Origin of the sequence: Myxococcus llanfairpwllgwyngyllgogerychwyrndrobwllllantysiliogogogochensis (assembly GCF_006636215.1) — a bacterium.
Classification (GTDB): domain Bacteria; phylum Myxococcota; class Myxococcia; order Myxococcales; family Myxococcaceae; genus Myxococcus; species Myxococcus llanfairpwllgwyngyllgogerychwyrndrobwllllantysiliogogogochensis.
This window is the reverse complement of the sequence record NZ_VIFM01000122.1, coordinates 1-15086: the sequence shown is the minus strand read 5'-3', so window position 1 is coordinate 15086 and position 15086 is coordinate 1. Positions and strand designations below refer to the sequence as shown.

General features: G+C 70.1%; 12 protein-coding genes. 7 read left to right on the top strand and 5 right to left on the bottom strand.

Features of this window, described 5'->3' with window-relative positions; genetic code table 11:
* Nucleotides 1–103: 103 nt before the first annotated feature.
* Together FJV41_RS26870 and FJV41_RS26865 are read left to right on the top strand one after the other, a co-directional pair.
* On the top strand, nt 104–1333 hold the full coding sequence (locus tag FJV41_RS26870) for a DUF6068 family protein (protein WP_141645417.1): 1230 nt from the start codon (nt 104–106) through the stop codon (nt 1331–1333).
* The gene (locus tag FJV41_RS26865) at nt 1321–1653 is read left to right on the top strand and encodes a DUF4286 family protein (RefSeq protein ID WP_174457460.1); all 333 of its coding nucleotides are present in this window, start codon (nt 1321–1323) and stop codon (nt 1651–1653) included. Before FJV41_RS26870 ends, FJV41_RS26865 begins: the two co-directional genes overlap by 13 nt.
* 1087 nt (nt 1654–2740) lie before the next feature.
* On the opposite strand, the gene FJV41_RS26855 is transcribed toward FJV41_RS26865, so the two are convergent.
* The 3 genes from FJV41_RS26855 to FJV41_RS26845 form a co-directional block, all read right to left on the bottom strand.
* A complete protein-coding gene (locus tag FJV41_RS26855; protein ID WP_181790961.1) occupies nt 2741–3286 on the bottom strand; it encodes a GNAT family N-acetyltransferase in 546 nt (181 codons plus the stop codon).
* Nucleotides 3287–3761: 475 nt separating this feature from the next.
* On the bottom strand, nt 3762–4199 hold the full coding sequence (locus FJV41_RS26850) for an organic hydroperoxide resistance protein (protein ID WP_141645413.1): 438 nt from the start codon (nt 4197–4199) through the stop codon (nt 3762–3764).
* Between the two features lie 295 nt (nt 4200–4494).
* Nucleotides 4495–6096 carry a S8 family serine peptidase gene (locus FJV41_RS26845; protein WP_141645412.1) on the bottom strand — a complete coding sequence of 534 codons (1602 nt, stop codon included), beginning with the start codon at nt 6094–6096 and terminating at the stop codon, nt 4495–4497.
* A gap of 184 nt (nt 6097–6280) precedes the next feature.
* On the opposite strand from FJV41_RS26845, the gene FJV41_RS26840 reads away from it, so the two are divergent.
* Both FJV41_RS26840 and FJV41_RS26835 read left to right on the top strand, forming a co-directional pair.
* Nucleotides 6281–7066 (top strand): HipA family kinase, encoded by a 786-nt coding sequence (locus FJV41_RS26840; protein WP_141645411.1) that lies wholly within the window; start codon nt 6281–6283, stop codon nt 7064–7066.
* The gene (locus FJV41_RS26835; RefSeq protein WP_141645410.1) at nt 7044–7442 is read left to right on the top strand and encodes a DUF3037 domain-containing protein; all 399 of its coding nucleotides are present in this window, start codon (nt 7044–7046) and stop codon (nt 7440–7442) included. Before FJV41_RS26840 ends, FJV41_RS26835 begins: the two co-directional genes overlap by 23 nt.
* 22 nt (nt 7443–7464) lie before the next feature.
* Here FJV41_RS26835 and FJV41_RS26830 read toward each other — a convergent pair whose 3' ends face one another.
* The gene (locus FJV41_RS26830; protein ID WP_141645409.1) at nt 7465–8034 is read right to left on the bottom strand and encodes a hypothetical protein; all 570 of its coding nucleotides are present in this window, start codon (nt 8032–8034) and stop codon (nt 7465–7467) included.
* A gap of 237 nt (nt 8035–8271) precedes the next feature.
* On the opposite strand from FJV41_RS26830, the gene FJV41_RS26825 reads away from it, so the two are divergent.
* Nucleotides 8272–9270: an endonuclease/exonuclease/phosphatase family protein gene (locus tag FJV41_RS26825; protein WP_141645408.1), complete on the top strand. Its 999-nt coding sequence runs from the start codon at nt 8272–8274 to the stop codon at nt 9268–9270.
* Nucleotides 9271–9284: 14 nt separating this feature from the next.
* Here FJV41_RS26825 and FJV41_RS26820 read toward each other — a convergent pair whose 3' ends face one another.
* Entirely contained in the window at nt 9285–10214 is a 930-nt protein-coding gene (locus tag FJV41_RS26820; RefSeq protein WP_141645407.1) for a J domain-containing protein, read from the bottom strand.
* A gap of 138 nt (nt 10215–10352) precedes the next feature.
* Between FJV41_RS26820 and FJV41_RS26815 the strand changes: the two genes are divergently transcribed.
* Together FJV41_RS26815 and FJV41_RS26810 are read left to right on the top strand one after the other, a co-directional pair.
* Nucleotides 10353–12995: a M1 family aminopeptidase gene (locus FJV41_RS26815; protein ID WP_181790959.1), complete on the top strand. Its 2643-nt coding sequence runs from the start codon at nt 10353–10355 to the stop codon at nt 12993–12995.
* A gap of 186 nt (nt 12996–13181) precedes the next feature.
* Nucleotides 13182–15086, top strand: a 1905-nt coding sequence (locus tag FJV41_RS26810) for a PAS domain-containing sensor histidine kinase (protein ID WP_141645406.1), incomplete at its 3' end; no start/stop codon positions are given.

Genomic DNA, 15086 nt, shown 5'->3' with positions numbered 1-15086 from the left:
GTGATGGAACTCCAGGAAGTTGGGGACAGCCTGCGCTCCGGTGTATCAAGCCCGCCCAGGGGTCGCGCAATGCCGCGCTCAGGCCCCGCGAGGTGACGCCCGAATGCGAAAGCCCACCGCAACCTTCCTGTCCCGTTCCGCGCTGGTGTGCGCGGCGCTGGCGCTCGGCGCAGGCTGTGAGAGCACGAAGCCGCGCGCCGTGAGTCCCACTGACGGCGTGCCCGTGACGCAAGGCGGCGCCGCGGAGGGCCCCACGGAGGCGGCCACCCCGGAGTCACCCGCGCCCCAGAAGGGAAACTCCCCCTGGCAGCGGGCCCGCGTGGGCGACAAGGTCGTCTATGCGTTCTCCGGGATTCGAGGCCAGCCGGGGGATGCGAATGGCGCCGCGGCGGCGGGGAAGGTGACGTTGGAAGTGGCGGCGGTGGAGGGCACGTGGGTGTGGTTGACGCTCGGCTTCACCAGCGACTCGGGCAAGCCCTTGGAGCAGCCGAAGCTCTCGCGCGTGCTGACGTTTCCGATGCGCACGGACACCACGCGGACGTTGGAAGCGGAGCGCGAGGGCACGCAGAGCGCCGAGCAGCCCACGGCCGCGGGCCGCACGTGGGAGGCGAAACGTTACCTGCGTGACAATCGCCCGGTGGACGGTCCGCTGGAGAATCGGCTGTACGCGGTGGACGCGGGGCCGCTGTACCTGACGAACGGGTTGCTGGACGCGAGCACCACGCTCGCGGGCTTCCGCGTGCCGGGCAGCCATCAGCTCACGCTGGTGGAGGTGAAGCAGGGCACGGGTGATGCGGGCAAGGTGCCGGAGCGCGAGTCGCCGCTGGGGCCGGGGACGTGGTTCGACTTCGAGGCGGAGTCGGAGGGCACGAAGTCGGTGCTGCGCACGTGCCTGGGCGCCGAGCGCGGCTTCGTGTTGCGCTCGGAAGGCCTGGCGCCGGCGGGCAGTGGTGGCGAGCCGTGCAAGGACTTCGCGCAGGCGGGCGCGGTGCCGCTGGAGGAGGCGCTGTTGTCCTTCCTCTGGGATGCGTTGGACCCGAAGCAGTGGCCGCCCGCGATTCCCAACGCGGCGCCGCCGGTGCGCGAGACGCTGACGGTGGGGACGAAGAAGCTGGCGGTGCTCCAGCTCGACTCGGCGGAGGGCGCGGAAGGGTTGAAGCAGGTGGGCTCGCGGATGTTCGCCGCGGACCCGTGGGACAAGACGCTGAGCGGGCTGGCGCACGAGGCGCGCTTCTCGCCGCTCTCCGACTTCCTCTACCGCGTCACGCCCAAGGGCAAGCGTGAGTCGATGGGTGGTCGGAAGCTGGTGGACTGGGGCGCGTGGCAGCCGTGACAGTGCTCGCGCTCTACACGGTGGTCATCGAAGTGGAGCCCGGCGCCGAGGACGCGTGGAACCCGTGGCACGAGGGGACGCATGTCCCCGAGGTGCTGCGGGAGCCCGGGTTCCTCGGCTGCCGCAAGTGGCGCGACACCGAGCCCGCGAAGGATGGGTGGGCCCGGTATGTGTGTCACTTCGAACTGGCCAGTGAAGCGGACTTCCAGCGCTACACGGCGAGCGACGCGGCGAAGCACCTGCGCGCCGAATCGATGGCTCGATTCGGCGCGGTGACACGGTATTCACGACAGGTGCTCACCGAGGTGAAGCGGTTCTAGCTCATACGGCCTGACCGCCTTTTGTGCCGACCGTTGAGCTCAATCCATCGGTCGGCATCAATCACCTCCCCGCGCCGCTGGAGGTGTCCCTCTGGCGGCATCAAGGTCCGCTTGCCGGAAGAATGGCCACGCCGAGCGCTCGCCACGAGAGCGCCTGACGGTCCCACGTGGACTCCGCCGAAAGAGCGAAGAGAACCACGAGGCCACGGACTGAAGGGGCAACGGCCACTCGTAGGGCAGTTCGGTTTCCATGAAGAGAGCGCAGCGACCCAGAAGGTCCCTCTGCTCGTCAGGGAGTGCGAACTGCCCCGTGGTCCGATACTCGCGGAAGTCGTCCTGGAACCGGAAGGTGCGCCGATAGACCTCATGCACGGCTGGGTCCAGGGATTGCCCCGGGTAGTCCCTATCCAGCTCCATGTTGGAGAGCTGTCCCTCGATGAACCCCCGAAGCAGACCGGCAATCCTGCGGCGGGCGACGACATCCACATGAGCGGTGCTTGCCATGAGGCTCCCTATCGTCCCGAGCATTCAGCGGCACAGGCGCCAATGACGCCCCATGACGTAATGCCCGCGGCGACAATCCACATGACACTGGCACGCCCCATCAGCTTCGTCGCGGGACCCGGGAACACGGGACGCCCGGAAACACTTCGTGACGCGATGTTCATGAGCCGCCAGGGAGAGGTGAAGTGCGAAGCGCCGGCCTGATAACCAAACGGCTTCCAGTACGGTCCCGCCGCGAGCGAGATTGCCGAGCCCCATGGGAAGTCGGAGCCATCATTCCCCATCGACGAATCTGAGTCCCCACACATCAGGGGATTGTTCTCCAGGGGATTGACCTCGTCGATGCATGCCGCCCAGCAAGTCTCATCAAACGCGAGGCCGGTCGGGTCGGACCAGTACAGAGGGTTGTTTGCCGCGTACGCGTACGCGGGCACGCCATACCCCTTCTCGGCCATCTCTCGGCTGTAGCCTGGGTCCTGGAGAATCGGCTCCGGCTGGAGATACCTGCCGATGCTCGGGTCGTCGTTCCGGTTCCAGTTCTAAGTCCCCCAGCCCGACGCCAACCTTCATCGCCCATCTGTCTTCACGCGCAAAGATTGCGCGTGGGCATCAGCAGGAGATGCTCCCGGGACTCGACGGGCAAATCCAGACGCAGGTACACATAGCCACCGGGCCGTGCGTCCATGGGCGGAAAGCCCGGCACCTCCAGCGCGCGGAAGCCCAGGGACTCCATGAGCTGGAGCGATGTCCCCCTCCCCCCGCGCACGCAGGTCTCCAGGTGGCGCAGTCCGTCCAGTCGCACGCCCTGACGGATAAGCTCCGTCATCGTCCAGTGCCCCACGCCCTCCCGGCGATACTCCGGCGCGATGGCACAGCTCACCCGTGCGTAGCGCTCCTCGCGACGGATGTTCGTGAGCGCCGCGAGTCCGATGATTCCCGAGCCCCGCTCCGCCACCGCGAACAGCCGGGTGCCCTCCGCCGCGCTCCACCGGCCGGGAGGATTTCCTCCCGCCTCCGGCCGCAACCACCCGAAGAACTCCTCGATGTCGGGCTCCTCCAGCAACATCCGCGCTGCTCCCGAGACCGCCACACCCGCTACTTCCATCGGAATGAGCTGACGCTCACGCATGCTGACTTCCCCCCTTCGACACCACCCGACTTCAAGGGGCATGCCAGAGGGCCTCCGTGGGGCACGCCGCGAGGCCCGCTCGGAGGGGGCGCGTCGGGGCGCGACGCACGCGCGTGTCACCAGCACGCGAGCGCCAGGCCAGCACTAGGGGAAACCCCGCGAGTCCCACGGTGCACATCGTGTCCGACACGACACGGAGGCGCTCAGGCCCCGCGCCAGGATGGAGCACTCACGCACCGGAATGGAGCATCCCCGCGCCACGATGGATCACCCGCGCGCCTCGACACGGAACACTCACGCGTCGCCGCGACACTGCGCACCCACGTACCGCCGTGACACGGTGCACTCACACGTCGCCGCAACACGGTGCACTCACACGTCGCCGCAACACGGTGCACTCAAGTGCAGACACGGCATGCCCACGTACCGCCGCGACACGGCGCACCCACGCGCCGCGGCGACACGGGGCCGTCCACTACTCCGCGACGGAGAGCTTCACGTCGATATTGCCACGCGTGGCGCGCGAGTACGGGCACACCTCGTGGGCCGCGTGCATCAGCTTCTCCGCCTCGTCGCGGGGAATGCCCGGGAGGATGCCCTGCAGCTCCACCGCCAACCCGAAGCCTCCGTCCGGCGTCTTGCCGATGGTGACGTTCGCGGTGATGCCCACTTCGGGCCCCAGCTTCTTGCCGCCCTTGCCCGCCACCAGCCGCAGCGCGCTCTCGAAGCAGGCGGAGTAGCCCGCCGCGAACAACTGCTCGGGATTGGTGGCCGTGCCTCCCGCCCCGCCCAGCTCCTTGGGCATCGCCAGCGGCAGGTCGATGACCTTGTCCGACGACTGGACCTTCCCGTTGCGGCCTCCGTGAGCGGTGGCGTGGGCGGTGTACAGCGGCGAAATCGTGACGGGGGCCATGGTTCTCTCTCCTGGAATTCCAGCTCGGGTTCGTAAAAGCGAAACGGTGGACTCAGATAGCGGCGACACACGACGGCGGGAGCCCCTTCACCACAACCTCCGGCCTGCTCCGTTCAACCCCCAACAACCGGGCCACCCCGTCTCCGACGGGCACCGCGTCCTACGCCATGGCCTATGATTAGGGCTCAATTAAATTGCGCGCAATCAAATCGAGCCCAAAAAAAGTCCCCGGGCCGCGAAGCTGGCGGCGACCGGGGACCTGGGACTCACCCTCTCGAGCGAGTCGTGCGGGGACTCAGCGCTCCGCGACCGTCGTGGGCGGCGTGGCGACGAACTCCTTGGCGGCCTTCACGGCGGCGGCGATGTCCAGCTTGCCGCTGGTGCTCACCTTGCCCTTGAGGTCCGGGTCGACCTCCACCGTCTTCACCAGCAAATCACGCACCTGGGCGGCCGTCAGGTCGGGGTTCGCGGCGAACATCAGGGCCGCGGCGGCCGCCACCGTCGGGGTGGCCATGGAAGTGCCGCTCATCTTCTCCCAGTCGCCGCCGGGCACGGTGCTCAGCACGTCCTCGCCCACGGCGGCCAGCTCCACCACCTTGTCGCCGTGCGAGGAGAAGCGCGCCAGCTTGTCGTTGTTCCTGTCCATGGACGCCACGGTGAGGACGTTGGGCAGGTTCAGGTTGGCGGGCATGTCCGCCACGTTGTTCATGTTGCTGCCATTGCCGTTGGCCGTGGCCGCGACGAGCAGGATGTCCGCGTCCGCCAGCTTCTGCACCGCCGCCGTCCAGCGGGCCTGCGAGGCCGCGTCGCGGTACTCGTCACCGAAGCTGGCGTTGAGGGCGCGGATGTTGGCGCCGTGGTTCTGCTTCATGTTGACCACGTAGTCCACGCCGCGCTCGAAGTTGGTGAGCAGGTCCGCCCCGTCATACAGGCCGCCGATGCTCATCACCTTCGCCTTGCCCGCGGCGATGCCCGTGTTGCCCTGGCCATTGTCCTCGGCGGCGATGATGCCGGCCACGTGCGTGCCGTGGTCCGTCCCCTGGCCCTTCATCACGTCGCCGCTGTTGAAGCCGACGTTGAAGCCGTGGATGTCGTCCTTCACGCCGTTGCCGTCGTTGTCGATTCCGTCGCCGGCGACCTCGCCCGGGTTGGTCCACATGGCGCTGTCCAGGTCCGCGTGCTTGAAGTCCACGCCGCCGTCGAACACCGCGACAATCGGCTCACCCGTGGGCTTGGGCGGCTTGGGGTCCACCGGGCCCGCCGTCTTGCCAGCGGCCTCCAGGCCCCAGCTCTTCAGCGTGCCCGTGTCCGCGCGCGCCTTGTCCTCCACGGACAGCGTCCAGGTGCCCTTGGCCGACTCGCCCTTGAAGGCGGTGCTCAGGTCGAACGTGCCCTTCACGTCGTCCGCGTTGCCACCCTGGCGGTCCGACACCGTCGCCGTCTTGCCGGAGGGGCTGGTCAGCTTCACCACCAGGTCGCCGCGGTAGGTGTGCGGCAGGTCCAGGTTCAGCTTCAGCGAATCCAGCGCCACGTCCTGGTCGAAGCTGACCGTGGACGTCACCGTCTGGAGGTCCTTCACCGCCGCGTTCGGCGTGGCGGAGGCCGTCAGCGTGACGGGTGTGGACGCGTCGCGGCCGGCGATGGAGACCTTGCCAGGGCCGAAGGCGAAGGCCGTGGCCGGCAGCACCGGGGCGCTCGGGTCCGGACGCTGGCCCGTGGGGCGGTCCACGAAGTTGCTGGGACGCGCCGTCTTACCGGAGTCGAAGCCGTCGGTGCCGTTCTTGCCGGGCCGGGCCACCACGCGGGACTCGGTCGTCGCGGGAGCCTCCGGACGGGTGGACTCCTGGGTACGGGTGACGGGCGACGGGAGCGACGTGGGCTTGCGGGTGACGGTCATGATGGGCTCCGTGGGGGATCGGAATCGAACGGCCTGTCACCCATTGTCGCACCTCATCCGGGGCAGTTTCCTCGGGGCTGCTTTTTCCACTGCCGGTGAAGCCCTCGTGGGGCGAGGGGGCGTGGTAGAGCGCGGCCCTCGGGCCCCGTGTGGAAGCCGGGCCGAGTGAGGACGGGAGCGGAGGATGCCGAGGACCATCGTCGCCACGCGTTATGTGACGCCCCTGCGCGAGGGGGGCTCGCTGCCCGCCATCGTCGAGGCGGACGACGCGGGGCTGTACGTCGTGAAGTTCCGGGGTGCCGGACAGGGCGCCAAGGCGCTCATCGCGGAGTTCATCGCCGCGGAGCTGGCGAAGGCGGCGGGCCTGCGCGTGCCGGAGATGGTGCTGGTGGAGCTGGACCCGGCCCTGGGCCGCAACGAGCCGGACAGCGAGATTCGGGACTTGCTCAAGGCGAGCGCGGGGCTGAACCTGGCGCTGGACTACCTGCCGGGCTCGGTGACTTTCGACCCGGTGGCGGGCCCGGCGCCAGACCCGGCCGTGGCCTCCGCCCTCGTCGCGTTCGACGCCTTCATCACCAACGTGGACCGCACGCCGAAGAACCCCAACCTCCTGTGCTGGCACCGGGAGCTGTGGCTCATCGACCATGGCGCCTCGCTCTACTTCCACCACGCGTGGGAGGACTGGGAGGAGCGCAGCCAGAGCCGCTTCGCGCCCATCAAGGACCACGTGCTCCTGCCCTGGGCGAACGCCCTGCCCCAGGCCCAGGACACGCTGAAGGCCCACCTCACGCGCGAGCGGGTGGAGGCCACCGTCGCCGGAATCCCGGAGGGCTGGCTGCAAGCCGCCGAGTCCCCCTTCCCCACCGTGGACGCGCACCGCGCGGGCTACGTCACCTGGTTGCTCAAGCGCATCGAGGCCCTGCCGGCCTTCATCGAGGAGGCGGCACGTGCCCGCGCACAGTTCGTTTGATTACGCCATCATCCGCGTCGTCCCCCGCGTGGAGCGCGAGGAGTTCATCAACGTGGGCGTCGTCCTCTTCTGCACCACGCAGCGCTTCCTCGGCGCCCGCGTGGAGCTGGACGAGGCGCGCTTGAAGGCGCTCGCGCCCGACGTGGACGTGGACACGGTGCGCTGCCACCTGGAGAGCTTCCGCCGCGTCTGCGAGGGTGGCAAACACGCGGGCCCCATCGGCCAGCTCCCCCAGAAGGACCGCTGGCACTGGCTGGTGGCCCCGCGCAGCACCATCCTCCAGACGGGGCCGGTGCACTCGGGGCTGAGCCAGGAGCCCCAGCAGGCCCTGGAGCACCTGCTGGACACCGTGGTGCGGGTGAAGCGCGCGCCATGACGGCACGCACGGCGCTGGGGACCTACTTCACGCGGCGACCGGTGAAGCGGACCTTGGCGGTGCACTCCTCCAGGTCCACCGTGTCGGTTCCGGCGCCCTCGTATGACGTGGCGCGCGCGTCGATGAAGCCCTCGATGGTGTCGTCCTCCAGCGAGTCGTTGGCGATGTAGAAGCGCAGCACGTAGCTCACCGACGGAGTGCCCGCGCCCACCCCGGGCACGCTGCGGAGGTGGACGTATTGGAACGGCCCGCTGTCGGAGGTCGTCCCGCCGAGGACGTCCGGGGCGTCATCCTTGTCGACGATGGCCTGGTCGCCCCGGTGCAGGGTGAAGGCGACGTCGGGCACCTCCAGGCTCGTGGCGCCATACTCCTCGGCGCGCACAATCCAGCGCTGCTGGAGGGCGAGCCCCGAGGGTCCGCCGGTGCCCGGAATCGGCTGGGCCTCCTTGTCCGTCTTGTCGACGCACGCATAGGGGACGGCCTGCGCCTGGGCTTCGTCCAACGTCACGTCGTACTGCTCCTGCTCGAACTTGCCGCAGCCGGTCATCACCAGCATCAGCGGCAAGCCCCACTTCCTCGCGACCTTGAACATCGCTGTGTCTCCCTCGAGGAATGCCCCGTGCCGGCCCTTCGCGCGCGGGACGCCCGCCACCCCGTCGGTCAGGCGGGCGCCTCCATCCTCGGGGGAAGGAAAGCACGGCGGCGGCGGCACGGCGAGCGCGGGCCAGCGTCGACTGTTTGACGGGAGGCCGACCGACAAGGAAGAGAGGGCGCGACGGCCGGGATGTGAGTACCTTCTGCCTGTGCCCGGGACGGGCACGGACCTCGTATGCCCGACTCCTCGTTGCGAATCGTCACGTACAACGTCCGCTATTTCGGCCACATGCTCCGGGGCCTCGCGAGCACCGTGGGCCCCAAGCGCCGCGTGGCCGCCGCGCTGGCGTCGTTGGACCCGCTGCCCGACGTCGTCTGCCTCCAGGAAGTGGAGACGACGTCCCTGCGCAGCACCATTGCCCACCGGCCCAAGCTGCCCGGCGAGACGCAGCTGATGGCCTTCATGGGGCGCATGGAGGAGACCTTCACCGCCCAGGGTCGGGAGATGCCCTACGAGGCGTTCTACTTCCGCGCCCACCACTACAAGCTGGGCGAGGTGTCGCTCTACACCACGGGACTCGCGGTGCTCGTCAACAAGCGCACCCTCCAGGTGGACAAGCACAACGTGGACGCGCCCCAGGCCATCACCCACCACCACGTCCAGCGACTGAAGGACCGCAAGCAGAGCCGCATCTGCGCGCACATGCGACTGTTGCGGCGCGAGGACAACCGCCCCTTCCACGTCTTCAACACGCACCTGAGCCTGCCCACGCCCTTCGCGCGGGAGTTCTGGTCCACCAAGGACAAGATGGGCTGCGGCGTGAACCAGCTCCACGAGGCGCGCAAGCTGGCGGACTTCGTGGGCATCCTCTCCGCGCAAGAGCCGTTCGTCGTCTGCGGGGACTTCAACTCGCCGCCGGCCACGCCCGTGTTCCGCTACCTCACGGGCGACGTGCGCTTCACCTGCGCCCAGGCCGCCGTCGGGCAGATTGACCCGAACGTGTCGCGGGGCTTCCCCACCGCCGGCTTCATGCACATGCGCATGCACCTGGACCACATGTTCTCCGGCGGCGGAGTGCGCTGGCTCGACACCCAGGAGACCAGCCCCTTCGGGGACTTCAAGAGCCGCTTCCACGGGCTGTCGGACCACATGCCCATCGTCGCGCGCTTCGCGCTGGAGTCCGCGCCCGCCATCCTCGCCCTGCCCGGCGCGCCCGTGCCCGACGTGGGCTGAGCCAGCCCCCCCGCTCACGTCCCCGACTTGAGCTCGCCCTCCACCTCTTCCCACGCCTCCAGGATTTCGCGCGTGCGGCGCTCCGCCAGCTCCTGGAACTCGGGCGCGAGGTGGGCCACCTTGTCCGGGTGGTAGCCGGCGATGAGCGCGCGAAACGCCTTGCGCGCCTCGTCCAGCGACATGTCTCGCGCGAGCCCCAGCACCGCCCAGGCGTCCTTCCGCGCGGGCATGCGGAGCGGTGCGCGGGTGCCTCGCGGCGGAGTCGCCTCCGAGTCCGCCGCGTGAGTCTCCCGCGTGTCCTGGCCCGACGCATCATCCCAGGGCCTCGACGGCTCCGAGGCGGCGGCCCGCTCGGGTCTGACGCGCCGGCTGCCTCCCGGAGCGCGCGAGCCCTCGCCACCCGCGCGGCGGCGCCAGCCTTCATCGGCCGGCGGGGGCCCTGACGCCTCCGAGGCGCCGGTGCTCGCCGGGCGACGAGGGGACCTGGGGGCGCGCTCCGGCCGCTTCGTGCCGGGCTTCCTCGCCGGGTCCGGCGCGGGGACTCGGGAGGTGAGCTGGCTGAGCGCGTCCTCCAGGAACCACAGGTCGCTGGCGGGCAGGCCGTGCTTGCGCACCACCTTGCGCGGCCGTCCGTCCTCCAGCAGGAGGTAGCCGCTGGTGACTGCGTACGCGTCGTCCCGACTCTCCGGGTAGAGCCGGTCGCCCAAATCCCCCAGCGGGTCCCTCCACATGCCGTCCGCGGTGCCCTCGTCCGCCACCAGCACCTGCGTCAGCACGCGGCCATGGAGGAACTCCAGGGTGGCGAAGGGCTCGCGCGCCTCTGGCGAGCGCATGGCCGGCCCATGACGCACCCCGGTCACGAGCAACAACCCTCGCGTCCCATCCACATGGGCGAAGAGCTGCTCGCGCACCTGCTTGTCGGAGAAGAAGAGGACGAACTGCACGGTGGACAACGTAGTCCGAAGCGCCCCCACCCGGCAGATGATACGTCCGGTGCCCCCGCGCGAGGGTGCAGGGAGAGACAGTGCGGCGAAACATCGTCTCGACGGTGGCTCGCGCTTGGGAAAGAGTCCTCCCTGCTTATGCGCTGCTGCCACCGTCACTCCTCCGAGCCCGCCCTCCCTCAGTCCCGCGCCTTTGGCCTGCCTGGCGCCACCGAGCACTACGCCGCGGAGCGGCCCGTCCGCGCCGAGCACGTCCGCATCGAGCTGGAGCTCGACTTCGAGCAAGGCCGCGTCACGGGCGTCTGCACCACCCGCGTCTCCGCCGTCCGCTCGCTGTCCACCCTCACCTTCGACGCCGTGGACCTGGACGTCTCGCGCGTCCTCGTCGACGGGCGCCCCGCCCGCTTCTCCAACTCCGGGACACACGTCCGCGTGGACCTGCCCTCGCCCCTGGAGCCCGGTCACGCCGCGGAGGTCGCCGTCCACTACGCCGCCCGTCCGCGCCGGGGCCTGTACTTCTGGGGACCCGAGGCCGCCTATCCGGACCGGCCCCGTCAGGCGTGGACTCAGAACCAGGACACCGACGCGCGCTGCTGGTTCCCCTGTCTGGACACGCCCGCGCAGAAGGCCACCTCGGAGCTCATCGCCACCTTCCCCGAGGGCCTCACCGCGCTGTCCAACGGCGTGCTCGTGAGTGACAACGTCCAGGACGGCCGCCGCACGCAGCACTACCGGATGGAGCAGCCGCACGCGCCCTATCTCGTCACGCTCGCCGTGGGCGACTTCGAGGAGCTCACCGACACGTCGGGCACCGTGCCGCTGCGCTACCTCTTCCCGCGCGGCCGGCGCGAGGACGCGCTGCGCTGCGTGCGCCGCACTCCGGAGATGATTCGCGTGTTCCAGGAAGCCACCGGAGAGCCCTTCCCCTGGAGCGGCTACGCGCAGGTGTTCCTCACCGAATTCATCTTCGGCGGCATGGAGAACACCACCGCCACCAGCCTCACCGACTCCGTCCTCCACGACGCGCGCGCCCACGCCGACTACAACGCGGAGCCCCTCATCTCCCATGAGCTGGCGCACCAGTGGTTCGGCGACCTGCTCACCTGCCGCGACTGGCCCCACGGCTGGCTCAACGAGGGCTTCGCCACCTGGTTCGAGGTGTTGTGGAAGGAGCGCGCCGACGGTCAGGACGAGGCCGACCAGCACCGCCTCGCGGACCTGGACGCGTACCTGGGCGAGGTGAAGGAGCGCTACGCGCGCCCCATCGTCTCGCGCCGCTTCCACGCGCCTCTCGATGTCTTCGACCGGCACCTTTATGAGAAAGGCGGCCTGGTCCTCCACGAACTGCGCCGCCGCCTGGGTGATGCCCTGTTCTTCCAGGGTCTGCGCCACTACGTCTCCCGCCACCGCCATGGCTCGGTGGAGACGGTGGACCTGTCGCGCGCCTTCGAGCAGGCCACCGGCCACAACCTGGACGCCTTCTTCGACCAGTACGTCTTCGCGCCCGGCCACCCGGAGCTCAAGGTGGAGGTGCGCTACGAGGCCGAGGACCGCCGCCTGCGCCTCAAGGTGCGGCAGACGCAGCGCACCGACTCCGGCACGCCCCTGTTCCGCCTGCCGCTGGACGTCCTCGTCACCACCGACGGCCAGGACACCTCGCACCGGCTGGAGGTGACGGACGCGGAGCACTTCTTCCACCTGCCCTGCCCCACCGCGCCCACGCAGGTGCGAGTGGACCCGCGTCGCGATGTGCTTGGCACGCTGGAGGTCGACAAGTCCGTGGGCCTCTGGCTGGAGGAGCTGCGCGCCGCGCCGGAGTCGCGCGCTCGCACCGAGGCCGCGCACGCCCTGGGCCGGGACGGAGGCTTCCGCGCCGTGGAGGCGCTGGGCACCGCCCTCACCGACACGCGCCTGTTCTGGGGCACCCGCGCCGCGAGCGCCAGGGCCCTGGGCCGCATCCGCACACCCGAGGCCCGCGCGCGCCTGCTCCTGGCCCTGCGCGCCGAGCACCCCCGCGTGCGCCGCGCCGTGGTCGCCGCGCTGGGCGAGTTCCGCCGCGACGCGGAGGTCATCGCGCTCCTCCGCGCCCTCCTGCAGTCCGGAGACACCAGCTACTTCGTGGAGGCAGAGGCCGCGCGCAGCTACGGCAAGCTGCGCGCCGCGGACGCGCTGACGGTGCTGGAGACGGCCGCCACGCGCGCGTCCTTCCAGGACGTCATCGCCGTGGGCGCCATGGACGGGCTCGCCGAGTCGCAGGACCCCGCCGCCTTCCCGCTGGTGGAGGCGCGCACCGCGTACGGTCAGCCCGCCTTCCTGCGCCGCGCCGCCACCCAGGCCGTGGCGAAGCTGGCGGAAGTCGCGGGCCGACAGCGCGAGGCCGTGGACCTGCTCACGGAGCTGCTCCGTGATTCGATGTTCCGCGTGCAGATGGGCGTCTTCGAGGCCGCGCGGACGCTCGGAGACCGGCGCATCGTCTCCGCCCTGGAGAGCACTCCCATGAGTGATGCCCGCGCCCGGCGCGCCGCCCGGGAGACGGTGCGCTCGCTGCGCGAGGGTGAGCCCCAGGCGCGGGAGCTGGCTTCGCTGCGCGAGGAGGTGGACGCGCTGAAGGACGTGACGCGCGCGCTGCGGGAGCGGCTCGAGGTGCTCTCGCCCGCGAGTCCCGCGCCGCTGCCCTCGTCGCCGAAGAGCGCGAAGAAGAAGGCCCCGAAGGCCCGGAGCAAGCAGGCTCCAGCGCGCAAGAAGGCGGGCAAGCCCGGAGCCAGCGGCCGCCGACGCTAGGCACCTTCGCGCGTCCGGCCGCCCAGCACACGAACGTGCCGGGCCCGTGCAGCCCAGGAACGTGGGCCGACGCGGCAGACGGCCCTGATGGCTACCTGTAGGCAAGGGGACGGAAATCCCTCGCGAGTCACGTCGTGGGTGCCAGCGGTCGCCAAGGGCCGGCCGACGCGGGGCCCAGGGGAGAACATGGCCGGAGCCAACGCCGAGCTCAGCGCCTGGCTGGATGCCGCCGTCGACCCGCTGGTCGCCTGCGACGCGAACGAGCGGGTGTGCTTCCTCAACCGCGCGGCCGAGCGGCTGTTCGCCTGGAAGCGCGAGGACCTCCAGGGGCAGCCCGTCTCCCGACTCTTCCCGGAGCGCATGCGGCGCCATGAAGGCCAGAGCCTGGTGCGCTACCTGCTGTCGCGCGGGGACGCCCTGGAAGGTCGCCCCACCCGGGTCTTCGCGAGCCGTCGCGACGGCGTGGAAATCCTGGTGGAGCTCACCGTGGGCACGTCGGGCCAGGGTGACGACGAGCGCATCGTCCTCAGCCTCCGACGCCTGCACGAGGTCATCGACACCTTGCGCGAGCCGCTGGAGCACCCTCGCCACGCAGGGGCGGCGAGGCTCGTCGAAACGCGGGCCCGGGGGGAAGACCTCTACCGGCTGGTGGTGGAGAACGCGCCATTGGGCATCTTCCACTACGACACCTCACCCGTCATCACCGCCTGCAACGAGCGCTTCGTCACCATCCTCGGCGCCACCAAGCGCATCATCGTGGGACTGAACCTCCTGTCGCTGCGCGACGAGGGGATGATGCGCTGCGTGCGCGAGACGCTCGCGGGCCGGAGCGCGGACTACGAGGGCGACTACGTCTCCGTCACCGGCCACAAGGTGACGCCCGTCCACGTGCGCTTCGCGCCTTGCTACAACGACGCGGGCATCGTCGAGGGCGGGGTGGGCATCGTCGAGGACGTCTCCCAGCGGCGGTTCGCGGAGCGGGAGCGCGACGAGAGCCTGGCGCTGCTCACCATGCTCTTCGACAGCGCCCCCGTGGGCCTGGGCTTCGTGGACGCGCGGCTGCGCTACGTGCGCGTCAACGAGCGGCTGGCGCGCATCAACGGCAGGCCCGCCGAGGAGCACCTGGGAAAGGACCCCCATCAGGTGCTCGGCCCGGGCGGGCCTGCTGTCGAGGAGATGCTGCGACGGGTGCTCGAAACGGGCGAGCCCGTGGTGGAGGAGGAAGTGGACACGAAGGTGATGGGCGTTCCCGGCCCACGGCGGCTGCTGGCGGGCAGCTGCTATCCGGTGCGCGCACCCGATGGGCGGACGCTGGGCGTGGGCGTGCTGGTGGAGGACATCACCCAACGCAAGCTCGCCGAGGAAGAGCGCGAGCGGCTGTATCACGAGGCCCAGCAAGCCATCCGCGTGCGCGACGACTTCCTGTCCATCGCCTCGCACGAGCTGAAGACACCCCTCACCCCGCTGAGCCTCCGGCTGGCCACCCTGGAGCGGAGGCTGGAGCGGGGAGAGAGCGTGGACCCCACCCTCCTGCGCCATGCGCGCCAGCACCTCTTGAGGATGACAGGGCTCATCAATGACCTGCTGGATGCCTCGCGCATCGAGGCCGGCCGGCTCGCGCTGCACCCGCAGGCCACGCGGATGGACAGCCTGGTGGAGCATGTCCTCCAGGCCATGGACGCGCAGCGCGGTGGCCACGAGCTGCGCTACCAGCGGCCCGAGAACGCCGTGCAGGTGTTCGCGGACCCGTACCGGTTGGAGCAGGTCATCTCCAACCTCGTGGAGAACGCCTTCAAGTACAGCCCCGACGGCGGCGTCATCCAGGTGACGTTGGAGACGCATGGAGAGCTGGCGCTGCTGTCGGTGAAGGACCCAGGCATCGGCATCCCCGAGGACCAGCAGCGGATGCTCTTCGAGCGCTACTTCCGAGCCCGCAACGTCTCCTCCCGCTCGTATGGGGGGTTGGGCCTGGGCCTGTACATCAGCCGCGACATCGTCGAGCGCCACGGCGGTCGAATCTGGGTGGAGAGCCAGGTGGGCCAGGGGTCCACCTTCCACGTCGCCCTGCCCCTGCTCAGTGGAACCTCCGCC